At 45.6% G+C, this 24393-nt stretch carries 25 protein-coding genes; 23 read left to right on the top strand and 2 right to left on the bottom strand.

What is annotated here, in order from left to right; genetic code table 11:
* The 9 genes from GVO63_RS07600 to flhB all read left to right on the top strand — a co-directional run.
* Positions 1-1318: flagellar hook-length control protein FliK (locus GVO63_RS07600; RefSeq protein ID WP_201281887.1), on the top strand; the 1318-nt coding region annotated here is incomplete at its 5' end.
* Positions 1319-1491: 173 nt separating this feature from the next.
* Complete coding sequence (gene fliL, locus GVO63_RS07595; RefSeq protein WP_159578866.1) at positions 1492-2031, top strand: flagellar basal body-associated protein FliL; 540 nt, start codon at positions 1492-1494, stop codon at positions 2029-2031.
* Positions 2032-2058: 27 nt separating this feature from the next.
* Entirely contained in the window at positions 2059-3117 is a 1059-nt protein-coding gene (fliM, locus tag GVO63_RS07590) for a flagellar motor switch protein FliM (protein WP_159495029.1), read from the top strand.
* Positions 3118-3134: 17 nt separating this feature from the next.
* On the top strand, positions 3135-3542 hold the full coding sequence (gene fliN / locus GVO63_RS07585; RefSeq protein WP_159495030.1) for a flagellar motor switch protein FliN: 408 nt from the start codon (positions 3135-3137) through the stop codon (positions 3540-3542).
* A 28-nt stretch (positions 3543-3570) separates the two neighbouring features.
* Complete coding sequence (gene fliO, locus GVO63_RS07580; protein WP_159578864.1) at positions 3571-4023, top strand: flagellar biosynthetic protein FliO; 453 nt, start codon at positions 3571-3573, stop codon at positions 4021-4023.
* Positions 4016-4771, top strand: coding sequence for a flagellar type III secretion system pore protein FliP (fliP, locus tag GVO63_RS07575; protein WP_159578862.1), 756 nt, complete (start codon positions 4016-4018; stop codon positions 4769-4771). The genes fliO and fliP overlap by 8 nt, the downstream gene beginning before the upstream one ends.
* Before the next feature lie 8 nt (positions 4772-4779).
* Positions 4780-5049: a flagellar biosynthesis protein FliQ gene (gene fliQ, locus GVO63_RS07570; protein ID WP_159495033.1), complete on the top strand. Its 270-nt coding sequence runs from the start codon at positions 4780-4782 to the stop codon at positions 5047-5049.
* A gap of 12 nt (positions 5050-5061) precedes the next feature.
* On the top strand, positions 5062-5841 hold the full coding sequence (gene fliR / locus GVO63_RS07565) for a flagellar biosynthetic protein FliR (RefSeq protein ID WP_159495034.1): 780 nt from the start codon (positions 5062-5064) through the stop codon (positions 5839-5841).
* A gap of 6 nt (positions 5842-5847) precedes the next feature.
* Complete coding sequence (flhB, locus tag GVO63_RS07560; RefSeq protein WP_159578860.1) at positions 5848-6972, top strand: flagellar biosynthesis protein FlhB; 1125 nt, start codon at positions 5848-5850, stop codon at positions 6970-6972.
* Positions 6973-7055: 83 nt separating this feature from the next.
* Here the strand turns inward: flhB and GVO63_RS07555 are convergent, their stop codons facing one another.
* Both GVO63_RS07555 and GVO63_RS07550 read right to left on the bottom strand, forming a co-directional pair.
* Positions 7056-8009 carry a D-Ala-D-Ala carboxypeptidase family metallohydrolase gene (locus GVO63_RS07555; RefSeq protein WP_236552084.1) on the bottom strand — a complete coding sequence of 318 codons (954 nt, stop codon included), beginning with the start codon at positions 8007-8009 and terminating at the stop codon, positions 7056-7058.
* A gap of 13 nt (positions 8010-8022) precedes the next feature.
* The gene (locus GVO63_RS07550) at positions 8023-9762 is read right to left on the bottom strand and encodes a murein L,D-transpeptidase (protein ID WP_236552083.1); all 1740 of its coding nucleotides are present in this window, start codon (positions 9760-9762) and stop codon (positions 8023-8025) included.
* Positions 9763-9883: 121 nt separating this feature from the next.
* Here GVO63_RS07550 and flhA point away from each other — a divergent pair, with 121 nt between their 5' ends.
* From flhA to GVO63_RS07480, 14 genes are all read left to right on the top strand, one after another.
* Positions 9884-11983: a flagellar biosynthesis protein FlhA gene (gene flhA / locus GVO63_RS07545; RefSeq protein WP_159578856.1), complete on the top strand. Its 2100-nt coding sequence runs from the start codon at positions 9884-9886 to the stop codon at positions 11981-11983.
* 29 nt (positions 11984-12012) lie between these two features.
* Positions 12013-13443, top strand: coding sequence for a flagellar biosynthesis protein FlhF (flhF, locus tag GVO63_RS07540; RefSeq protein ID WP_159578854.1), 1431 nt, complete (start codon positions 12013-12015; stop codon positions 13441-13443).
* A 5-nt stretch (positions 13444-13448) separates the two neighbouring features.
* Positions 13449-14315 carry a MinD/ParA family protein gene (locus GVO63_RS07535; RefSeq protein ID WP_105930189.1) on the top strand — a complete coding sequence of 289 codons (867 nt, stop codon included), beginning with the start codon at positions 13449-13451 and terminating at the stop codon, positions 14313-14315.
* Positions 14312-15043, top strand: coding sequence for an RNA polymerase sigma factor FliA (locus GVO63_RS07530; protein ID WP_159495039.1), 732 nt, complete (start codon positions 14312-14314; stop codon positions 15041-15043). The genes GVO63_RS07535 and GVO63_RS07530 overlap by 4 nt, the downstream gene beginning before the upstream one ends.
* A gap of 36 nt (positions 15044-15079) precedes the next feature.
* On the top strand, positions 15080-15463 hold the full coding sequence (gene cheY, locus GVO63_RS07525; RefSeq protein ID WP_025254383.1) for a chemotaxis response regulator CheY: 384 nt from the start codon (positions 15080-15082) through the stop codon (positions 15461-15463).
* 34 nt (positions 15464-15497) lie between these two features.
* Entirely contained in the window at positions 15498-16253 is a 756-nt protein-coding gene (locus tag GVO63_RS07520; protein ID WP_159495040.1) for a protein phosphatase CheZ, read from the top strand.
* A gap of 12 nt (positions 16254-16265) precedes the next feature.
* Positions 16266-18500, top strand: coding sequence for a chemotaxis protein CheA (locus GVO63_RS07515; protein WP_159578852.1), 2235 nt, complete (start codon positions 16266-16268; stop codon positions 18498-18500).
* A 28-nt stretch (positions 18501-18528) separates the two neighbouring features.
* Positions 18529-19659, top strand: coding sequence for a chemotaxis response regulator protein-glutamate methylesterase (locus GVO63_RS07510; RefSeq protein WP_159495042.1), 1131 nt, complete (start codon positions 18529-18531; stop codon positions 19657-19659).
* A 28-nt stretch (positions 19660-19687) separates the two neighbouring features.
* Complete coding sequence (locus GVO63_RS07505) at positions 19688-20455, top strand: ParA family protein (RefSeq protein ID WP_159495043.1); 768 nt, start codon at positions 19688-19690, stop codon at positions 20453-20455.
* 4 nt (positions 20456-20459) lie between these two features.
* Complete coding sequence (locus GVO63_RS07500) at positions 20460-21260, top strand: chemotaxis protein CheW (RefSeq protein ID WP_159495063.1); 801 nt, start codon at positions 20460-20462, stop codon at positions 21258-21260.
* Between the two features lie 17 nt (positions 21261-21277).
* Entirely contained in the window at positions 21278-21769 is a 492-nt protein-coding gene (locus GVO63_RS07495; RefSeq protein WP_159495044.1) for a chemotaxis protein CheW, read from the top strand.
* Between the two features lie 56 nt (positions 21770-21825).
* Positions 21826-22260: a DUF2802 domain-containing protein gene (locus GVO63_RS07490; RefSeq protein ID WP_159578850.1), complete on the top strand. Its 435-nt coding sequence runs from the start codon at positions 21826-21828 to the stop codon at positions 22258-22260.
* Positions 22261-22374: 114 nt separating this feature from the next.
* Positions 22375-23313, top strand: coding sequence for a homoserine O-succinyltransferase (gene metA / locus GVO63_RS07485; protein ID WP_159578848.1), 939 nt, complete (start codon positions 22375-22377; stop codon positions 23311-23313).
* 3 nt (positions 23314-23316) lie between these two features.
* Positions 23317-24384 (top strand): homocysteine S-methyltransferase family protein, encoded by a 1068-nt coding sequence (locus tag GVO63_RS07480; RefSeq protein ID WP_159578846.1) that lies wholly within the window; start codon positions 23317-23319, stop codon positions 24382-24384.
* Positions 24385-24393: the final 9 nt, after the last annotated feature.

Below are 24393 nucleotides of genomic sequence, written 5' to 3'. Positions count from 1 at the left end.
GCTTGCAGAAATGAATGCTAAATCAGAGACAATTACTGATAGTGACAATGGCCTGTCAGCGCTCATTGCAAAGCTGATGCAAAGCGAAAGCTCAAGTGACGCTGAACAGGCTCGTATCAATGATATGGAAGGCGTAAGTTTACTTAATGGGCTACCAGGAAGCACTGGCGGCACACACGCTGAAGATAAAGCGTCGGCTGATGAATCTCTTGTATTGAGTCTGCTATCGGATGAGCGTAAAGATATGCAGATATTGTCTTTAGACGAAGCCTCATCACAAGCAAGCGCATTGCTAGCGGAAATCACCGCTGCTGCAGGCGGCGGTGATACAAGTGCTACCGCCACAGAATCTAATAAGATAACGTCATCAGACAAAGGGCTGATGACGAATACTCTGAGCATATCTGAAAGTATTAACGCTGAAACAATCGGCGAAAAGGCGGTCGACCTGTTAACTGCCATAAATGAACTATCGCCACAGAGCGCACAAAAAGCGACGGAGGCGTTTGCTGAGCGTGTCGTTGCGGGTATATCAAATCCTTCGCAACAACAGGCCGTGAAGACCAACATTATCGCTGGTATAAATGAATTCCAGCAACAAGTTCAGCAGGGTCGAGAGCCCGGCATTGATTTGTCGGCTATCGTGGCCGATGCTGCAAAAGAGGCAGCAGTAAGTACCGAGGTTATTGCTTCGATGACGGCTCGACTAGATAGCCAAGCCAGTCAATTCCTGAATTTAATGACGCAAACCCAAGCCAGTGCTCAACAGGCATTTGCAAGTATGGTAGGGCAAACCGATACGGTAATGCAGGAAAATACCCAGCTTCGCGCTGAAGCGTCAAAATCTCAGCAGCAGTTTGAAGGCTTTGATAAAGCGGTCAACATTCATAAACCTGAAGGGCAGCAGCAGCTAAACGAAAAAATTCGCTGGATGGTCAATGCCCGAAACACCATGGCCGAAATTCGCTTGGATCCACCAGAACTTGGCAGTATGCAGGTTAGGGTAAACGTGGCCGGTGATGCAGCCAGCGTAAGCTTCGTTGTGCAGTCTCAACAAGCAAAGGATGCACTCGCCGACGCTATGCCTAAGTTACGAGACATGCTTTCTGAACAAGGCATTGAGTTAGGTGATGCGCAAGTGAGGAAAGATAACTCGTCGGGTAACGAAAATGGCCAGCAACTTGCACAGGATGACAGTAGAAGAAATGGAGCCGGAAACCGTGGGGAAAATGACGGTTTAGACGACATGGAAGGGACGCGAATTATTGAGCAATCAGTGACGCGCGCTGCCAAAGGCGGAATTGATTTCTATGCATAGCGCGTAATCGCACTATTTTTAGCAATAGGTTGAATGGTGAGATTATGCCAAGGCTGCTATGTTTGCATATGACGTCAGTGAGTGCATTTGTTTGTATTCATCCACAATGGCATTGCCATTTTTGACGGAACCTTGATAATACGTTTTTTCCTTATATTACTGATGGGTTACACATGGCAGATGAAGAGTTACAAGTAGAAGAAGGCGGTAAAAAGAAAGGCAAGATGATGCTTATTATCATCATAGCCGTCGTTCTTGTTGGTGGTGGGGCTGCCGCTTATTTCCTACTGTTTGCTGGTAGCGATGAGCCCGCGGCCGAGCAGTTGGCTGAGGCTGATGCTGCAGCAGCCGCTGCAAGCGCGCCAGCTGCAAGTTCAGGCAACGCTGAAATAGGCACTGCACTCTACGTGGCGATGCCAAGACCTTTTGTTTTCAACGTGCCGGGCTCTGGTAGAGATAGATTAGTTCAAATAAAAGTTCAGCTCTTAGTGAGAGGTTCTGAAAATGAAGAACTGGCAAAAACGCATATCCCCCTTATTGAGGGAACGTTGTTACAAGCGTTTAGTACTTCAAATGCAGATGACCTCGTAACAGAAGCAGGAAAAATTGAGCTTCGTGAGCAGGCAGTAAGTGAAGTGCAAAAGGCACTAAAAGACATTACGGGCAACGATGTGGTCGAGCGCGTATTGTTTACGGGTTTTGTCATGCAGTAATGCAATGACTTTGTAAGGTAGAAGACGGTGAGTGATTTATTATCTCAAGATGAAATCGATGCCCTGTTACACGGGGTAGATGATGTAGACGAGGATGAGATCGGCGATAGCGACTCAGATGCTTCTACGCTCGAGTACGACTTCTCCTCGCAAGACAGAATTGTGCGTGGGCGAATGCCTACGCTTGAAATTGTTAATGAACGTTTTGCTCGTCATATGCGGGTAAGTCTGTTCAACATGATGCGCCGTTCTGCTGAAGTCTCCATTAACGGCATTCAAATGATTAAGTTTGGCGAATATATTCACACCTTATTCGTTCCAACCAGTTTAAACATGGTGCGCTTTCGCCCGCTTAAGGGAACAGGGCTTATCACAATGGAAGCTCGGTTGGTGTTCATTCTGGTCGATAACTTCTTTGGTGGCGATGGTCGATATCATGCGAAAATTGAAGGCCGAGAATTCACGCCAACAGAGCGCCGAATTATTCAGATGCTGCTTAAGATAATCTTCGAGGATTATAAAGAAGCATGGGCGCCAGTCATGGATGTGTCGTTCGAGTATTTAGATTCAGAAGTTAACCCCGCCATGGCAAATATAGTAAGTCCAACCGAAGTGGTGGTGATTAGCTCGTTCCACATCGAACTAGATGGCGGCGGTGGTGACTTCCACGTATCGTTGCCATACTCAATGCTAGAGCCTATACGGGAATTGCTCGATGCGGGTGTTCAAAGCGATAAAGAAGATACAGACTTGCGATGGAGCAAAGCGCTTCGCGACGAAATTATGGATGTTAAGGTCGCATTGACCACCCATATGCTGGATGTTGATGTGTCTCTTCGCGATGTAATGGAGTTTAAGCCTGGCGATATCATCCCAGTAGAAATGCCTGAGACCATTACGGTACTCATTGAAGATTTACCTACATTCAGAGCCAAATTAGGTCGAAGCAGAGATAATTTAGCACTGAAAATAGTAGAAAAAATTGCAAGACCGACTTCAGTGAAGTCTGAGCTACAGTTATTAACCCGCGGTGGGCGCATTATTGATAATGACGCAGAACTGCAAGTACTCGAAGAAGACCTGTAAGGTAAAGGGGAGTTCCCATGAGTGAAGACGGTATGGACGATTGGGCAGCGGCGATGGCCGAGCAAGCCGAATCTGAAGCAGAACAAGAGGCTGGCGGTAACGAAGATGTACAGGTTGCCGAATTAGACGAGCTAACTGACGATGCGCCAATCACGCAAGAAGAAAAGAAAAAGCTAGATACCATTTTAGATATTCCAGTGACTATCTCAATGGAGGTAGGTCGTAGTCAAATAAGTATCCGAAATCTGCTACAGTTGAATCAGGGTTCTGTGGTGGAGCTGGATCGTGTTGCCGGTGAGCCACTAGATGTATTAGTTAATGGCACGTTGATTGCTCATGGAGAAGTAGTAGTGGTCAACGACAAATTCGGTATTCGATTAACGGATGTTATTAGTCAAATTGAGAGAATCAAGAAGCTCAGATAAAACTTCTTATAAACTAAGGGGTTGCGCGATGCTGCCCCTTGCATTTAGTCAACTTGCTGTCGCCCAGTCGACACAGTCAATTACTAACCCCACGTCAGTACTGTCAATTTTTCTGTCCTTGCTTGTCGTTGTAGCTGTTATTTTCGCGCTAGCGTATATCATGCGTCGATTTAATGTCACTGCTATGGGCAGCGGTCAAATGAAAGTGGCAGCTAGCATGGTCGTGGGGACAAAAGAAAAGATCATGGTTATTCAGGTGGGCGACGAGCAACACCTTATTGGCATTACCAGTCATAATATTTCCCACCTAAGCAAACTTGACAAAAATCTTGATATTCCGGTTAAAGGCATGGTTAGAGCAACCGGCGACAAACTGAGTAGTGCCGATGTTTTCAAGCAAAAGTTGGTCGAAGCAATGGCGGGAAAACTCAACCCCAATATAGAAAAGAAGAATACGAAGGAAGGGGCAAAAGATGCGTAAGCTTTTCTTGCTAACTCTTGTGTTGCCGCTGCTTCTGCTTGCAGAGCCAGTGTGCGCGCAACAAGGTATTTCCGCGGTCACTGTTACGACTAATCAAGACGGTACGCAAGATTATTCCATGACGCTGCAGGCGCTGTTTATTATGACAGCACTAAGCTTGATTCCAGCGTTTATTATGATGATGACTTCGTTTACCCGCATTATCGTCGTGCTATCGATTCTGCGCCAGGCAATTGGTTTACAGCAGTCGCCGTCAAACCAAATACTGATCGGTGTGAGCCTATTTTTGTCGATGTTTATTATGGCACCGGTGTTCGAAGAGGTGAATGAGCGAGCTTTGCAGCCGTATCTTAACGAGCAACTCACCAGCTTAGATGCCCTTGAGCAAGCCAAAGGACCTATGCGGGCGTTTATGCTTTCGCAAACAAGAGTGAAAGATCTCGAAACGTTCGTGCGCATTGCAGGTGATGAAGGAAAGTATGCTGACACCGACGAAGTTCCTCTTACCATTCTTATACCTGCCTTTGTTACCAGTGAACTCAAGACCGCATTTCAAATTGGCTTCATGTTGTTTATTCCGTTTCTTATTATCGACTTGGTTGTGGCTTCTATCCTGATGGCTATGGGTATGATGATGCTATCTCCAATGATTGTTTCTCTGCCGTTTAAACTGATGCTTTTTGTACTTGTTGATGGCTGGAATCTCATTTTCGGTACGTTAGCGACGAGTTTCGGTATGGGCGTCTAGGAGGGCTTATGTCACCAGAAGTCTTTGTTGAGATACTGCGCGAAGCCATGTTAATGGTCATCGTGTTGGTATCTGCAGTGATAGTACCAAGCCTGATTGTAGGCTTGGTCGTGGCTGTGTTTCAGGCTGCAACCAGTATCAACGAACAAACCATGAGTTTCTTGCCTCGTTTGCTTGTTACGCTTTTAGCGCTGAGTTGGGGAGGAAATTGGCTGGTACAACAACTCATGGATTTTACCTTTAGAATGGTTGATATGATCCCTCAGGTAGTGGGTTAAAAGGCGCATATTGTGGAAGTCGAACTGGCCACCGTCAATCAATTCCTTGCCGACATGCTGTTACCATTTATGCGTATTAGCGGCTTGTTTGTTGCCATGATTGGGCTGAGTGCTAAATCAATACCCCCACAAGTAAGAGCCTTATTAGGCATTATGCTTACGTTAATTATCATGCCGGTGGTTCCTCCGTCCCCCGTAGAGAACTTGGTGGACGTAGGCACTTTTTTACTCGTTATTCAGCAATTGCTGATTGGAATTGCTATCGGTTTTATTTCGATGATGGTGCTGAATACGTTTGTTCTTGCTGGCCAAGTAATTGCGATGCAAACCGGTTTGGGATTTGCGTCTATTGTTGACCCTGTCAACGGTATTAACGTACCCGCTGTCGGTCAATTTTATTTGATATTGGCAACATTATTGTTTTGGACGCTAGACGGCCATCTGTCTATGATCCAAATGATCGTAATGAGCTTTCAAGCATTCCCTATTGGCGAGGCGTGGTGGACTGGGGAACAGTTCCGCGATATCGCGCATTGGGGAGGCTGGATGTTTATCTCGGCTATAACGCTGTCTCTCGCGCCTATTGTGTCGTTGTTAATTGTAAATTTGGCTTTTGGCGTAATGACGAAAGCCGCGCCACAGCTTAACATTTTTAGCATTGGCTTTTCTATTGCTCAGGTTATGGGCTTACTCATCATTTGGATAACCTTAGATAACTTTACTGCACACTTTGAAACGCAATGGTTTAGAGCCGAACAGTTTATGTGTGAACTGTTGAATATTTGTCCGTAGGAAGTTATGGCAGATTCAAGCGAAAAAACAGAAGACCCCACGGGGAAAAAACTCGAAGATGCCCGAAAAAAAGGGCAGCTGGCCCGTTCTCGCGAGTTATCTACGACGCTGGTGCTGATAGTCAGCGCCTTTATGTTCATTTTCGTAGGCGGGTGGGTTGCTGAATCTGTTTTCAAGCTTACACAGCGAATGTTTATCCTCTCACGTGACGAAACCTATGATATTACTCACATGTTTGGCGCGTGGGGAGAGGCCTTATCAGCTGTAGGCCCTGCTGTTTTTTTATACATGGTCGTCGCGATGATTGCAGGGATTTATGGCTCTATTGCCCTTGGTGGATTTAATTTTACTTGGGAGGGTGCAAAACCCAAAGGTTCGAAAATGAGCCCTATCCAAGGGTTCAAACGCATGTTTGGCACGAACGGTTTAGTTGAGTTACTAAAGTCTATTGCAAAAGTCGTTGTCATTATTGGTATGGCAATTGGCGCGTTATTGTTTTTTGAAGACGAAGCGCTGCATTTAGATATGGAACTTTATCCGGGAAACATATTTCACGCACTCGATATGCTCAAGTGGGCGTTTCTTATTTTGGTGTGCGGCATGATCCCCATTGCGCTTATTGATGTGCCTTATCAAATGTACAAGCACAATAAAGAAATGAAAATGACCAAGCAAGAGGTCAAAGACGAACGGAAAAATGCAGAAGGCGACCCTATGGTTAAAGGCCGTATTCGCCGGCTTCAATATCAGGCAGCCACTAAGCGAATGATGCAGGAAGTCCCGAAAGCAGACGTAGTCGTGACAAACCCGACCCATTTCTCAGTTGCTATTAAGTATGATGAGCAGGGGGTGAGAGCACCGGTTGTGGTTGCTAAAGGGGCCGATGAATTAGCCATGCATATAAGAAAAATTGCGACAGCTAATGACGTTCCGCTGATACCTTCTCCGATGCTGGCCCGCGCTATTTTCTATTCAACAGAAGTCGACGATGAAATCCCTAACGCTCTATTCATGGCGGTAGCGCAGGTGTTAGCGCACGTTTATCAACTCAAGGCGCACAGGGCAGGCAAAGGTAAACGCCCTAAACCTTTAAAAAGGGATTTGCCGATACCACCTGAATATCGACGTTAAATTTTACCGCGAGAGTGAGTGAGATTATCAGAGACGAGATGCTGTTGTATTAGCCAACGTCTTGAAATAGATAATGCTCAAGTCTACCAGCGCGCCAGCGTCCCTCTAACATCTACATGAACAAAGGGGCCGTGCGCTGCATTCGCGTCATAAACGCCAAGCCCACCAATTCTCGATCCGAAAGCGCCTTGCTTGGACATGTTAGCAATGAAGTTGGCAAGCCAAACGGCGTCTTCACGGTTTACAACGCCGTCTTTATTCAGATCATCCATAACGCCATCCTTTGGTGATTGGTCAATGTAGAAATCTGCCGCACCACCCCAGACATGTCGGCTGTACTGAACGTTGCCAATAGCCTTGTTGTAAAATGGAGTGCGATATCCACTCATTATGGTCAAACCTTCAATGGTATACCCTTCGCTATTTAAGGTGTGCAAAATATTTTCCAGCTTCAGCAAAAGACCAGCGCGCAAATGTACATACTTGGGAAATCCTTGTTGTTGCTTAGACAAAAATTGTCCTAAGGTAAAGTTGGGCGATATTCTTATGTCTGTTTGTCCAGGCGAGACTTCAACAAACCCTTGTGGTGGTAAATAAATGGGGTTATTTTTTAAAGGCTTTTCAGGATACTTGCCAATGATATAGCCGTTTAACTTGCCTGCTTTGTCTACCTTCTCCAAAGGAGTCATGACAAACACGTTGAGCGTTGCAATCTCTCCTGTTTGATTGTTGGTAGTCTTAAGTACGTAGTGCCCAGATTGTTTGGGTGCGGTAATAGGCGTCTTGCCCACTGTGCCGCTGTTTGCTGGTAAGTTCGGACTAAGTTTAAGCGCTTCTCCATTAGCATCAAAAAACTGAAAGCTTCCAGTGTGGCTTTTCTCGGCAAACTCGACTGTAAAAGTTTTGCTTGGCATCACGAAAACAGAAAAAATAGGATAGGGAACAGTACTCCCGTTAACACTAAGCTTCGAGTTCAGTAGGGTTTTTTCAAAAGAAAAAACATCACCTGTGCGAGCTAAAGCCAAAAGAGCAAGCATAACTATCACACCCTTACGCACGGTTAAATTCCTTCAATTTTGCAATAATATGACCATCGCGATTGTATGCATCGCGGCGAAAAACTATGCTCCCTCGTTCATCTGCAAACGCGGTAAAGTACACAATGAGAACAGGAATGGGCTTTTTCAAATACAGCGTGGTGGTTTCTTCACTTTGAAATAAATGTTCTGCTTGCGCGATCGCCTCTGGCTGCCCTGAATGAGTGAGGACCCAATGGGATAACTTTAAAGGATTAGACACTCTGATACAGCCCGAACTAAAGTTTCTTTCTGATTTTGAGAAGAGACTGTGATCTGGCGTGTCGTGAAGATAAATGGCATGCTTATTTGGCAGCATGAATTTCACCTTTCCAAGGGCGTTATGTGGCCCAGGCTTTTGCCTAAGTGTGTAGTGAAACGTGCCTCGGGTTACGTTTTTCCAATCAAATACATCGACAGGGCTGAAGCCATCGACACCGGCGGGTTGGGCTTCATAGCCCTGTTGTGCTAAAACAGAAGGATCAGCTTTTAACTTTATAAGCTTGTCTTTGGTAGCAATGCTGAAAGGCACCGTCCAGTAGGGGTTAAATACCATGTATTTCATTGACTCCGTGAATACGGGCGTTTGTCTTACCGGTGTACCTACAATTACGGGCATATCTAATGTTTCTTCACCTTCGGAAAAACCTCTTAGTTGAAATGAGGCGATGTTGACACGTAAGTAGGTAGACCAGCTTTGGTGAGGCAGCCAGCGCCATCTTTCTAAGTTTGCATCAATCTTTTCTAACCAAGAAAAGGTGGTGGCATTTAATGCCTCTAACGTGGAACTTCCCACAATACCATCTGGCTCCAAGCCTGCTGACATTTGAAACTGCTTAACAGCGTCCAATAAGTCCCTATCAAATAATTCTGAATAAGTTCCAGGCCCAAAAAGACGAGACTTGAGCAATATCACTCTTTCGCTAGTTGAGTTCAGCTTAAGCGTTGGGCCAGCTGGAATTTGCGTGGTCACCGTAGATACAGCCGACAGCAAGCTACGTTTTTTATCTAGCAATAACTGATATTCGTGGTGAGTAGGCCACATCGCCTCAAGCGTTGATGATATGCCGTTAGCCAATGCTTGGTTGAGCGATGCCACAGGGGCTGCCTCCCTCTGCTTGAGAAACCACTGTTCATCTGCGTTGGCCGGACTGACCAGTCCATTTAATCGATGCAGAGTTTGACTGATAAAGGCATCTGTTGCCAATACATCCAAAAGTGCCGTGTTGGCATCGCGACTTTCAAGTATTGACGCGTGGTAATACTCGGGTGAAAAACCATGAAGTTCCGATTGTCTGATTTCATGAAGGAGTTCGCGAAGACGATTTTCAGTATCGTTAGTACCAAACCAAATTAGCTGATAGCCATTTTGAGCGTAAACCTCGCTAACCAATACCTTATTTTGTACTCGCGATGGGGTACTGTTTTGAGAACCGTATATCTCCACCGACTCAAGCAACAAGTTCTCTACACGCTGACGTAAGTTAGGCTGTTGAGATGCACTCGCTAAATGACTGAAAAACAGCATCATGATAAGGCCAATCCAATACAATTTTGCTGCACGGTTTTCTACTAGCACTATAAATAATCCTTTTAAAACGCCAAACAGAAACGGGAGGGAAACGTGAACGGTTTCGCGATTATAAACTGTCCATAGACCCATTGGATACAAAATATCATCGGCCTTTTTGATTTTACTGCAGTGAGTAAACATTCATGGTGTCACCTGTGACGGCGATAACTTTCTTCATAAAGCACAAAGCTGGCACGTTAGTTGAAAACCCTCTTAGAGTTTTACATGAAGCGTCAATTTTCTGATAGAGAGACACCAATCCATGCAGTTATCCGGTTATCTTCAGCGATTCGATAAAAATCAGCTGCAAAATTTCACCAGTGGTTTAGGCGCGCCTATTGTTCTCTTGGCAATTATGGGAATGGTGATACTGCCCATGCCGCCGTTCCTACTAGACGTCTTGTTTAGTTTTAACATCGCCTTGTCACTGGTGATTATTTTGGTGGCGGTGCTTACGCAGCGCCCAGTAGACTTTGGTATCTTTCCTTTAGTATTGCTTATCGCCACGGTTTTACGACTCGCGTTAAACGTTGCGTCTACTCGCGTTGTATTGCTGTATGGTCATGAGGGAGGCGACGCTGCAGGTAAGGTAATTGAGGCCTTTGGTGCGGTCGTTATTGGTGGTAACTATGCTGTGGGTATCGTTGTATTCGCTATTCTTCTTATCATTAACTTCAAAGTGGTTACGGCAGGTGCGGGTCGTATCTCTGAAGTAAGCGCGCGGTTTACGCTAGATGCCATGCCTGGTAAGCAAATGGCCATTGATGCCGACCTTAATGCAGGGTATATCGATCAAGACCAAGCGAGAAAGCGCCGTGAGGAAATCACCGCAGAAGCCGACTTCTATGGCTCGATGGACGGTGCGTCAAAATTTGTAAAAGGTGATGCGGTAGCGGGTCTTTTTATCATGCTCATCAATATTGTTGGCGGACTCTTTATTGGCATGATCCAGCACGACTTGTCTTTTGGAAATGCGATAGAAATTTATACCATTTTGACAATCGGTGACGGGCTCGTTGCTCAAATTCCTTCATTACTGCTTTCCGTTGCCACCGCCATTATTGTGACTCGAGAAAATGAATCTCAAGAAATGGGAAAAGAAATTCGAGGGCAGCTAGGCAACAACCAAGCGTTATACATTGCCTCTGGCGTGCTGTTTGTTATGGGTATCATACCGGGGATGCCCCATATCGCGTTTCTTGGGTTTTCTTTCCTCATTGCTGGCTTTGCTTACTTTCAAACCTTACAAGCCAGGAAGAAAGCCGCAGCACCGTCAGTGCCTGAAAATGTTGCTAAGAGCGAAACGCTTACTCCTGAGGTGAAAGAGCTAGGTTGGGACGATGTGCAACAAGTCGATACCATCGGATTAGAAGTGGGCTATCGTCTTATTCCACTTGTTGATAAATCACAAGGTGGTGAATTGTTGACGCGTATTAAAGGCGTGCGTAAAAAACTATCGCAAGAGCTGGGTTTCCTTATTCCGCCTGTCCACATTCGCGATAATTTAGATTTAGAGCCCAACACTTATACCATTGCTATGCTGGGCGTAACCATTGGTGACTCGGTCATTAGTCACGATGAGGAACTTGCAATTAACCCAGGTCAGGTATTCGGAAAATTGGAAGGGCGAGCCACAAAAGATCCCGCATTTGGCTTAGATGCAGTGTGGATTAAACCGAACAAACGGGAGCACGCGCAAACCTTAGGTTATACGGTTGTCGATGCGGCTACCGTGGTGGCGACGCATTTAAGTCAGTTGCTTACTAATAATGCTTATCAACTACTTGGTCATGAAGAAGCCCAGCAGCTACTCGACATGCTAGCCAAGCAGCATCCTAAACTGGTTGAAGGTTTGGTGCCCGATATTCTGCCGCTTAGTACGGTAGTAAAAGTACTGCAAACCCTACTCTTTGAGGGCGTACCTATTCGCGACATGCGCACGATAGTTCAAACCTTAAGTGAGTATGGCACACGCAGCCAGGACCCAGATGTTCTGGTGTCTGCTGTGCGTATTGCATTGAAACGACTTATTGTTCAAGAGATTACGCAAGGGGCTAAAGAAATACCCGTCATAACCTTGGCGCCAGAGTTGGAACAGATGTTGCACCAGTCACTTCAAGCAGGTGGCGAAGATGGTGCTGGTATTGAGCCAGGTCTGGCAGATAAGTTGCAAAAATCACTGCAGCAAGCCAGTCAGCAGCAAGAGTTAGAAGGAGAACCTGCGGTACTTCTTACCTCTGGCATGCTAAGACCTGTGCTGTCTCGCTTCTTAAAGTATTCCGTTGTTGGGCTTCATGTTCTGTCTTATCAAGAAGTGCCTGACGACAAACAAATAAAAATAGTCAGTTCGGTCGGTCAATAATCTGACACTGGGTGATTGGAGAGGTTGCAATGAAAATTAGACGTTTCTTCGGCAAAGATATGCGTGAGGCGTTAAGCCAAGTCAAAGCTGAGTTAGGCAGTGATGCTGTAATCATGTCAAATCGCAAAGTTGCTGATGGTATTGAGCTTGTTGCGGCCTATGATAAAGAACCCGATGCGAAACTTACCATTCCTAAAGCAGCGCCCAAAGCGCCAGGTCAGAAGACCATGCCTAGTCTCAGTGAAATTATTGGCGATGATGGTCCAGATAGCCTAAAAGCTTTATTAGAAAAGCAGCATGGAGTCGCGACGACCGCAACTAACCAAGCGCCAATTTCTCACTCAACGGAACAGCACACGCAGCATCGCTCTAGTCCTATCTCTGCTAATGCGAAGCACGCCAATGAGATAGCGTCACATCTCGATTTTTCCTATGCGTTTATTGATGATGTGGAAAGCCAGCAGCCTGCTAGTCGCAATGACTACAATACACCGTATCCTGATCATCAAGCGTCAAGCATAGGCGAGGCGCCGATGACACAGTCAGCAGAACTTGCTCAAATAAAAGAAGAACTTGCGTCGTTGCGTGATGTTTTGCAATATCAGGTTGCCGATCTTATGGAAGCAAAAAACAAGCGTCAAAAGCCAGTTCATCAGTATCTGACTACGCGTTTGGTTGACATGGGTCTAAGCAGTGCATTAGCTAATCAGCTAATAAACTACACGCCGGCGCACTTGAATGAGCGCGACGCGTGGGTGTATCTTCTTAACCTATTGGCTAATCGCATAAATGTGACGGGGAACGATATACTAAGTGCACAAGGTGCTGTCGCATTAGTAGGGCCAACCGGAACAGGTAAAACGACCACAGTTGCCAAGTTAGCCGCACGGTATGCGCAAAAATATGGCGCAGAATCGGTAGCAATGATCACCATTGATACGTATAGAATTGCCGCTTATGAACAACTCGCGACATACGGAAAGATCATCGGCTGTACAGTGAGAAAAGCGCAGACCAGTGAAGAACTTGCAGATTTATTGTTCCAACTTCGTCATAAGCGACTAGTATTGATTGATACAGCAGGCTTTAGTCAACGTGATAGTCGATTAATTAAGCAAATTAAGCAGTTTGATAACGGCCAAATGCCGAAAGTTAAAAAATATTTGGTAGCACAGGCCAATACGCAATACCCTGCTTTGCAGAGAATCATTCAGGCGTATGATGATGTTGAACTAAGTGGCTGTATTTTCACAAAGTTAGATGAGTGCTACTCTTTAGGAGAGGTACTTAGTGCAGCAGTTGAATACCAACTACCGGTTAGCTATGTCACCGATGGTCAGAAAGTGCCTGAAGACATTAAGATTGCAGAAGCGAAATCTTTAGTTTCCGCTGCTGCAAAGCTTTATAAAAAGTACGGTTTGAATCATACTAGTAGCAACAACGCAATTAAAACAGCATAAGCAGTATGATTGACGATCAAGCGAGTAGCTTAAGAAAAATGAAGCAATCACGGTTAATCAAAGTAATCGCCGTCACCGGAGGTAAAGGTGGCGTAGGTAAAACAAACATCACGCTTAACACGGCTATCGCGATGGCGAAGCAGGGTAAGCGAGTGATGGTTCTCGACGCGGACCTTGGTTTGGCGAACGTTGATGTAATGTTAGGGCTTCGCGTAGAGAAAAATTTATCTCACGTGCTCTCGGGTGAATGTACGCTTGACGACGTGCTTGTAACCGGGCCTCACGGTATAAAGATTGCGCCAGCCACTTCAGGCACGCAATCAATGGCAGAATTATCACCAACCCAGCACGCAGGGTTGATTCGCGCGTTTAGTGAGCTAAGAACGCCTATAGATGTCTTAATTGTTGATACTGCTGCCGGAATTTCTGACATGGTGTTAAGCTTTTCAAAAGCATCGCAAGACATCATGGTGGTTGTATGCGACGAACCTACCTCTTTGACCGATGCCTACGCCTTAATTAAGATCCTCAATCGCGAGCACGGTGTTTTTCGCTTCAAAGTAGTGGCCAACATGGTTCGAGATGTACGCGAAGGCCAAGAATTATTTAGTAAATTAAGTAAAGTGACGGGGCGTTTTTTGGATGTTGCACTAGAATTAGTAGCAACGGTACCATTTGATGAAAATATTCGTAAAGCCGTGAGAAAACAAACGGCTATTGTAGATGCCTATCCAGGCTCTCCCGCTGCAGTAGCAATAACGCAGCTTGCGAGTAGAGCTTTATCATGGCCCATACCTGCTCAACCGGGCGGGCACTTGGAATTTTTTATTGAACAACTTGTTGCAGAAAAAGCAGTAGGAAATCAGCGTTGAATAGTAAGGCAGCCGCTTATCGACAACAGACCGATAAATCGCAGTTAGTCGAACGACATGCGCCATTGGTTAAGCGTATAGCGCACCATTTGATGGCGAGATTGCCGGCAAGTGTTCTTGTTGATGACCTTATTCAATCGGGCATGATTGGACTATTAGAAGCGGCTCGAAATTTTGATGGCTCTAAAGGCGCAAGCTTTGAAACCTTTGCGGGAATTCGTATTCGCGGTGCGATGCTTGACGAAATACGCAAAGGAGACTGGACGCCGCGTTCAGTGCATCGTAACGGTCGCGCCATCTCGGAAGCCATATCTCAAGTGGAAGGCGAAACCGGAAGAGATGCAAGAGACTCTGATATCGCAGAAAAACTGAATGTAAGCTTGCAGGATTATCACCAAATGCTCAATGAGGTGAATGCGGGTAAGCTTGTTGGTATTGAAGACTTAGGCGTGTCGGAAGACGTTATTACTACTGAACAAAGTAGAGGCAGCGATGCGCCGCTAGAAGACTTAATGCAGGGGGCTTTCCAAAAAGCACTTGCGCAGGCAATTACAACGCTACCTGAACGAGAAGCGATTGTTCTGTCTTTATACTATGATGAAGAATTGAATTTACGAGAAATTGGTGAGGTTCTTGACGTAAGTGAATCAAGAGTCAGTCAAATTCATAGCCAGGCCATGTTAAAACTCAAATCACGAATGAAGTCATGGCAGGCTGATGAAGAATAGAAATTAATAACAATTAACCCCTCATTGGAGGCTATTTTGGACAAAAGTATGAAAATTCTTGTGGTTGATGATTTTTCTACCATGAGACGTATCATCAAAAACCTTCTTAAAGACCTAGGTTTTGCAAACATCCAAGAAGCGGATGACGGCAGTACAGCATTGCCTATGTTGCAGCAAGGTGATTTTGATTTCGTTGTCACCGATTGGAACATGCCTGGTATGCAAGGTATTGATTTGCTGCGCGCAATTAGGGCAGACGACAAGCTTAAGCATTTACCTGTTCTCATGGTAACTGCTGAAGCCAAGAAAGAGCAGATCGTTGCTGCCGCGCAAGCTGGTGTGAATGGTTATGTGGTAAAACCTTTCACGGCTGCCACACTTAAAGAAAAATTAGACAAAATTTTCGAACGTTTAGGTTGATCCAGACGCTCACCAGATAAATGAGGTTTACTGGATGACAACGAATGTAAACGTTCCAATTTCGTTGGAAGAAGCCAAGCAACTCGTTACTTATCTTGAAGAAGGTGATAACGCTTCAGCCAATGCCCTACTTGAAGCAGCTTCAATGAAAGAAAACGTTGAGCTGTTTGCTGAAGTGGGGAAATTGACGCGTCAACTTCATGACGCGTTGAATAACTTTCAAATTGATGATCGCATTAAAAACTTAGCAACCGATGATATTCCGGATGCTCAGTCCCGCCTGACTTACGTTATTGAAGAAACTGAGAAAGCTGCTAATACTACTATGGATGCCGTTGAAGCGAGTATGCCAATAGCTGAGATGCTTTCGATGCGAATGAATAAAGTAATGCCAGAGTGGAAAAAGTTAATGAATCGCCAAATTGAGTTAGGTGAATTCAAAGCGTTATGCGCAGACTTAGACGAATTATTAGAAGAAGGTTCGCTCCAGTCAGCTAAACTTACGCAACTGCTTACTGAAGTCTTGATGGCCCAAGGTTATCAAGATTTGACGGGGCAAGTTATTCGTCGCGTTATAGACCTCGTAAAAGAGGTGGAAGATAGTTTAGTCAATATGCTTACTATGTTTGGCGAGCGCGATGGGGAAGAACATACTAAACCATCTCGCGTTAAGGCCGATAAGGTTGATGGTGTAGAGGCAGAAGGCCCAATCATTGACGCCGATAAACGAGATGATGTCGTTTCAGGCCAAGATGACGTAGATGATCTTTTGTCTAGCTTAGGTTTTTAGGGGAGCGGGCGCATGTCGTTTGATGTTGACGAGGATATATTACAGGACTTTCTAGTTGAAGCTGGAGAGATACTTGAACAATTACAAGAACAGCTCGTTGATCTTGAAAACAACCCGGAAGACGCGGACTTATTAAACGCAATTTTCCGAGGGTATCATACAGTTAAAGGTGGTGCGGGTTTCCTTTCACTTACTGAACTAGTTGAAATTTGTCATGGCGCGGAAAACGTATTCGACGTAATGCGGAACGGGCAAAGAACCTTAACGCCAGAGCTTATGGATATTATTTTGCAGGCCACTGATGTGGTGGTGGAAATGTTTGAGCGGGTTAAGGCTCGTGATCCATTGCAGCCTGCAGATGCACAGTTAGTCGACAAGCTTCACAAATTAAGTCGTCCTGAAACGCCTGATGAAAATATTTTTGATACGCCAAGCGCCCCGTCTTCGACACCTGAAGCGTTAGCGGATGAGCCCGAATTTGAAATAGAAGAGCCTTCAAAACAAGCGTCGACTAGCAGTGATAGCGGCGGTGGTATTGACGAAATCACAGAGGATGAATTCGAAGCGCTTCTTGATGAACTACATGGCTCAGCTGCGCCCGGTCGTTCAGCAGCGAAGACCGAGGCTCCTTCGTCACCCGCCCCGAAGCCTGCTGCGGTAAGCGATAGCGACGACATTACTGATGAAGAGTTTGAAGCCCTTTTGGACGATTTGCACGGAAAAGGGCAGTTCGGTAGTAGCGAGACATCGGCACCTGAACCGAAATCATCGGTAGCGCCTGCGCCAACAAGCGCAAGCGGTGATGAAGAAATTACTGACGACGAATTTGAAGCACTTCTTGACCAGCTTCATGGGTCAGGACAAGGCCCCACCAAGTTAGGTGATGCACCTAAGCAGGTAGAGCCGCCCGTTGATAAAGCAGCAACCGAAGCTGTTCAAAAAGCTAAACAGGCAGCGCCAAAGCCAAACCCTGAACCAAGTGCTCCCACACCCTCTGCGTCAAGCTCTTCAGCGAAAGCAGCAAGCGCTGCGCCTAAAAAAGAAGAAAAGAAACCTGCGGCCTCTGCGCCTCAGGCCGAAACAACGGTACGAGTTGACACTAAACGCCTTGATCAGATCATGAACATGGTGGGTGAGCTTGTGTTGGTTCGAAATCGTTTGCTTAGTTTAGGGATAAACAGCAACGATGAGAGCATGTCTAAAGCCATTGCTAACCTAGATGTGGTGACTGGCGACCTGCAGGGTGCGGTAATGAAAACGCGCATGCAGCCGATTAAAAAGGTATTTGGTCGCTTTCCTCGCGTTGTTCGAGACCTTGCAAGAAGTCTTAAGAAAGAGATTACCCTTGAACTTGTAGGTGAAGAAACAGATTTAGATAAAAACCTGGTTGAAGCCCTGGCCGATCCACTTGTGCATCTGGTTAGAAACTCTGTAGACCATGGTATTGAAATGCCTGACGACCGCGCTGCGGCAGGCAAACCTCGAATGGGTACCGTTCAACTGTCAGCCTCTCAAGAAGGGGATCATATCCTCCTTACTATTGAGGATGATGGCAAGGGTATGGACCCTGAAAAGCTTAAAGAGATAGCTATAAATCGCGGAGTGCTAGACGCAGATGCTGCCGCTCGCATGTCCGATGTTGAAGCGTTTAATCTTATTTTCGCACCTGGCTTCTCCACCAAGACAGAAATCAGCGATATCTCTGGTCGTGGTGTTGGGATGGACGTGGTCAAAACAAAGATCAACCAGCTTAACGGTACTGTAAATATAGACTCGCAGCTAGGCAAAGGTACACGACTCGATATCAAGGTACCTCTGACACTCGCTATTCTTCCTACGTTAATGATTGTTGTAGGAAAACAGACCTTTGCGTTACCATTGGGAGCAGTGAACGAGATAATAAACATGGACATCAAGAAGACCAACACGGTCGATGGCCAGTTAACAATGATAGTTCGTTCAAAAGCAATTCCGCTGTTCTTCCTTGGCGAATGGCTGATTCGTGGCCCCAAAAATATTGAAAGAGATAAAGGTCACGTTGTTGTAGTACAAATAGGTACACAACAAGTCGGATTCGTAGTAGACGCGCTAATAGGTCAAGAAGAAGTGGTAATAAAGCCGCTTGACGCCTTGTTACAGGGTACGCCTGGCATGGCGGGGGCAACCATTACTTCAGACGGCGGAATCGCACTTATTTTAGATGTTCCGAGCCTGCTGAAACGGTATGCGCGTAAACCCATTAAGTAAGGCGATGAATTAATAGGAATAGTAATCCATGGTCTTTAAAGTCCTAGTGGTGGACGACTCGACATTTTACCGTCGTCGAGTGAGAGAAATACTCGACAGCGATAGAGAGCTTGAAGTTGTCGGGGAAGCGAGAAATGGTCGCGATGCGCTAGAGAAAGCAGAAGCGCTTAAACCGGATGTGATAACAATGGACGTTGAAATGCCGGTGATGGACGGCATTTCGGCGGTAAAGGCTATTATGGATAAAAGGCCTACGCCCATTCTCATGTTCTCATCGTTAACTTACCACGGCGCCCAGGCAACGCTTGATGCTCTTGAAGCAGGGGCGCTCGATTTTCTGCCCAAGAAATTCGAAGATATCGCACAAGATAGAAAAGAAGCATCTCATTTATTGTGTACTAAAGTCAGACTGATAGCGCGGCGAGGGGTAGGGCTCAGGCGGCCTCTGTTTAGAGCAACTGAAACGAGACACTTGCCTGACAATGCACCGAAGCAGGCTTTCTTTAAAACCTCCGGATTACTGTCTGGTCATAAAGATGCCGCAAAGCAGCCGACTGTATCGTCGGTCAGGGCTACGGGTAAACGGTATAAATGCCTTGCCATTGGTGCCTCGACTGGCGGGCCGGTAGCGCTTCAAAAAGTGCTCGCGCCTCTACCTGCAGATTTTCCGTACCCGATATTGCTTGTTCAACATATGCCGGGCACGTTTACTACCGCATTTGCGCAACGCTTGAACTCAAACTGTAATATAAGTGTGAAAGAAGCTGAGCATGGTGACATTTTAAAACCGGGCCACGCCTACTTAGCGCCGGGTGGTAAACAAATGCTTGTAGAAACCATCGGGCTTAATAAGAGTATCGTGATAACCGATGCAGGTTTAAACGAAAAAGTGAATTACAAACCGAGTGTTGATCTTACGTTTGGCTCGCTGGCGAAAGCTTTTGGTGGTGACGTTTTGGGAATAATTTTAACGGGGATGGGGGCTGACGGCCGTGAAGGGTGCCGTCTGTTGAAAGACAAGGGCGCCACTATTTGGGCACAAGATCAAGATTCTTGTGTGGTTTACGGCATGCCGCAGGCAGTAGCAGTTGCCAATATATCGAGTAAAAATATTAATATCGACGATATAGGTAGTTGCGTTCAAACCGAAATGCGCTAGCGATTTGGACACGAACGGAATAAAAATCATGAAAGTGTGGACGGTTGCAAATCAAAAAGGCGGAGTGGGAAAAACGACCACTACAGTAAGCCTCGGTGGTTTGCTTGCAGAGCAGGGTAAACGTGTGCTCATGATAGATACCGACCCTCATGCATCTCTGAGTTACTACTTCGGTATTGATGCCGAAGCCACAAGTCATTCCGTTTACGATATTTTTATTCAGTCTAATGCGCTTACTGCCGATAACGTTATGGATTGTTTAAGCCCAACTAAGTTAGACAATCTCTACGTGTTGCCTGCTACGATGGCATTAGCGACCCTGGATAGAACCATGGGTAGTGAGCAGGGAATGGGCTTAGTACTTAAAAAAGCCCTTGCTAAAATTGCTGATGAATTTGACGTGGCAATTATTGATTGCCCGCCGGTCCTAGGGGTGCTTATGGTCAATGCGCTGGCAGCATGCGACAAAGTTATTGTGCCAACGCAAACGGAATATTTGGCCCTTAAAGGACTAGATAGAATGATTCGCACTATGGAAATTATGGGGCGTTCGTTAAATAAGACCTTTGATACGGTGATCATCCCGACTATGTTTGATAAGCGAACAAATGCGGCATTGGCATCACGTAAAAAGTTGTTAAGCGATTATGGCGAGCGTGTGTGGCAAGGCGTAATACCGGTAGATACCCACTTCAGAGATGCTAGTTTGGTACAACTGCCAATCTCATCAGCCTATCCTAAAACCCGTGGTGTATCTGCATATGCGAAACTGTTAACTGTGTTGGAGAATGAATAAACAAATGAGCAAGCAGTCGCCTTTTGCCCGTGAAGAAGTCATGGAGGCCTACTTAGATAGCCTTCTTAAAGAGCCAGAAACACCGGAAGATGTGACTGCGCGCACGGCTAGATTGCTTGAGCAAGCGTCTCAACAAATGACTGAATCAACGCTTGTAAGTGTTGAAAAACAAGGTCTTTCCCAAAACACTGAAGAGGCTATCGCACAAGAGGTAGCGTCGATAATAGAGACGTCGAAATTCGAGCCTGTTACCGATGATAAGACAACAGAAACAGCTGCCCAGACTGAGAGTCGGGAAGAAAAAGAATTAAGTGCCGCCAGTAAAACAAAAGTTCCACTAAAGGATACTCTCGGTTTTCGTTTTCAAGCGCTATTCTTTGAAGTGGCGGGTTTAACGCTAGCTGTTCCGTTAACTACCCTAGGCGGAATTCATCAAATTGAAAAAATAGGTCCACTTTTTGGAAAACCCGATTGGTTTATGGGTGTAATGCTACACAGAGAGGCTAAACTGAATGTAGTTGATTCAGCAAAGTGGGTAATGCCAGAAAAATATGATGAAAACCTCGCACAATCGCTCAACTACCGATATCTTATAATGTTAGGAGAAAGTTTGTGGGGGTTGGCAAGCGAAAAGCTTGTTAATACGGTCAATTTGACTGCAGATGACGTTAAATGGCGCGAGTCCACAGGTAAACGTCCCTGGTTAGCGGGGATGGTTAAAGAAAAAATGTGCGCGTTAATTGACGTTGAAGAATTAATATCTATGCTTAACAAAGGCTTAAGCAGTAACGACCAGACGCCATAGTATTGGGAGCCAGGTTCATGACCGACGAAAGAACAAGTAATAATTCCACCGACAGCAATGACGAGGTCCTTCAATGGGTTACGTATCGCCTAGGAGATGAAACATACGGTATCAACGTAATGCAAGTTCAAGAGGTGTTGCGTTATACTGAAATTGCGCCGGTTCCCGGTGCGCCTGATTATGTTTTGGGTATCATAAATCTGCGTGGTAACGTTGTAACGGTGATTGATACCCGTGCACGATTTGGTTTGCCGCCAACTGAGATAACCGATAACACACGTATCGTAATCATTGAATCTGACGAGCAAGTCGTTGGAATCTTGGTTGATAGTGTGGCCGAAGTGGTTTATCTGAAGTCTTCAGAGATCGACAGTGCGCCTAATGTCGGTACTGAAGAAAGTGCTAAATTTATACAGGGTGTGAGTAATCGCGATGGCGAATTGCTTATTCTTGTTGATCTTAACAAATTGCTAAGTGATGAAGAGTGGGATGAGCTTAGCAACATATAAATAAATGAATAGGCAGTATTGTTCATACTGCCTAATTATCCCCAAGGGTTACGTCCATGGATTGGCAGCTTGCTGCACCTACCTTGCTAGAATTCGTCTTAATTGCCTTAGTCGTTATGCTCGCCATCGCGGTGTGCTTATTGTACTCGCGCATACAGAAGCTTCGTTACTCTCTCGACAACAGTCAGGCTGCAAACGTTGAATCTATTGCTCGAATAGAAGCACTGGCCAACAATGCGAACAATCAACAAACTGAAGCTCAGGCCAGAACGCTTGTCATTACGCGTCACCTTAAGGAGCTCGACGAAAAACAAGTCAGCATTGAAAATGAACTTCGTGAACTTAAATTGCAAGACCCTTCATTACGCTTGTATCAGCGCGCGGCAGAGCTTGTCAAACAGGGAGCCTCCACTGATGAAATTATTGAAGCGTGTGACATACCTAGAGCAGAAGCAGAAATGTTGGTCATGGTGCATAAGCAGCGTGGTTAACCGTAAAATTGAGAGACGGTAAAAATAACGTTTAGACGTCTAGACGTAAAGATGTTGACATATTCCCAGTTATAGACACAATACGAGTATTGTAATTTATCACTGGAGCCCCCTATGCCAATTCGTATTCCTGAGCAGTTACCCGCACAGAATGTACTGCAAGGTGAAAATATTTTTACCATGGATATGGATAGGGCTGCCAATCAGGATATACGCCCCCTCGAAGTTGGCATTCTTAACTTAATGCCTAACAAAATTGAAACTGAAGTGCAGCTGCTTCGCTTATTATCCAATACGCCTCTTCAAATTAATGTCGATTTGATCCGCATTGATAACCAAGCGCCCAAAAATACGCCACAGTCTCATATGGACGCCTTTTATTATGACTTCTCTGCGGTAGCAAATAAGAAATACGATGGTCTTATTGTTACCGGCGCACCTCTAGCGCTTATAGATTATGAAGAAGTGAAGTATTGGGATACTATGACCACGATACTAGAGTGGGCACAACGTCACGTTAATTCAACCCTCTATCTATGTTGGGCTGCCCACGCAGCAATGTATCATTTTTATGGTGTTACTCGAGAGATAAGGGATGAGAAATTTTCAGGCGTCTTCAAACATAACGTTAATGATCCTAATAACGAGTTGTTAAGAGGCTTTGATCCAACATTTTACGCGCCACATTCTCGGTACGGACATATCCATACATCGCAGTACAACAGTGTAGAGGGGCTTAATGTAATCGCAGAGTCCGACGACGTAGGGGCGTACATTGTCGCCTCTGATGACAAGCGTATGGTATTTGTAACTGGTCATCCAGAATATGATCCCGATACACTGAAAGACGAATATTTTAGAGATATAGCAGCAGGTCAAACGCCTGCAGTTCCAAAAAATTATTTTGAAGGCGATGATCCAGCCAACTCTCCAATTGTACAGTGGCGCTCACACGGCAGCCTGTTGTTTACAAACTGGCTGAATTATTATGTCTATCAGACCACGCCTTACGATTTAAGTCAGCTTGCTGAAAAGTCACAGCCAAAGAGGTAGCACGTGAGCCAAAGAACAAATTCTAGCGCGCAGGCAACGCTTACAGAAGCCGCTAAACAACGTATCCTTATTCTTGATGGTGCAATGGGCACGATGATCCAGCGCCACAAATTAGAAGAAGCCGATTATCGAGGAACCCAGTTTGCAAACTGGCACTGCGACGTGAAGGGTAATAACGATATGTTGGTCATTACCCAGCCCGACATTATTTATAAAATTCATTGTGATTATTTTGACGCGGGCGCAGATATCATTGAAACCAATACGTTTAACGCCACCACTATCGCTATGGCCGATTACGATATGCAGGCTCACTCTCGGGATATCAACCTAGCGGCGGCTAAGTTAGCCAGAAAAGCAGCGGATGAATTCACTGCAAAAACGCCGGATAAACCAAGATTTGTCGCTGGTGTACTAGGCCCAACGAACCGCACGGCGTCAATATCGCCAGACGTAAACGATCCTGGCAAACGAAACGTGACATTTGACGAGTTAGTTGAAGCTTACAGCGAGTCGACTGAAGCACTCATAGAAGGTGGCGTAGACTTAATTATGTTAGAAACTATCTTCGACACGCTCAATGCCAAAGCGGCGGCATTCGCGGTAGAGTCAGTGTTTGAAAAACTGGGTAAGTCATTACCCGTTATGGTGTCGGGCACAATAACCGATGCGTCAGGGCGCACGCTTTCAGGGCAGACCGCAGAAGCCTTTTATTATTCAATGCGACACGTAAGCCCTTTCTCTTTCGGATTAAACTGCGCTCTGGGTCCAGACCTACTGAGACAATATGTGGATGAGGTCGCCGCTATCAGCGAATGTCTCATTTCTGCACACCCCAACGCTGGCTTGCCAAATGAGTTTGGTGAGTATGATATGGAAGGGCCGGAAATGGCTGAGCATATCAAAGAATGGGCCCAGTCGGGACTCGTGAATATTGTGGGTGGCTGCTGCGGTAGCACGCCTGAACATATTCGCGATATTGCCAATGCTGTTGAAGGCATTGCACCGCGAAAAGTGCCGCAGTTTGAACCCAAAATGCGTTTGTCAGGCCTAGAGCCGTTTGTACACTAGGAGGCCATC

It is taken from the genome of Alteromonas sp. KUL106, assembly GCF_009811415.1.
GTDB lineage: Bacteria > Pseudomonadota > Gammaproteobacteria > Enterobacterales > Alteromonadaceae > Alteromonas.
Note: the sequence above shows the minus strand (reverse complement) of the source record. Positions and strands in the feature narration are given on the sequence as shown.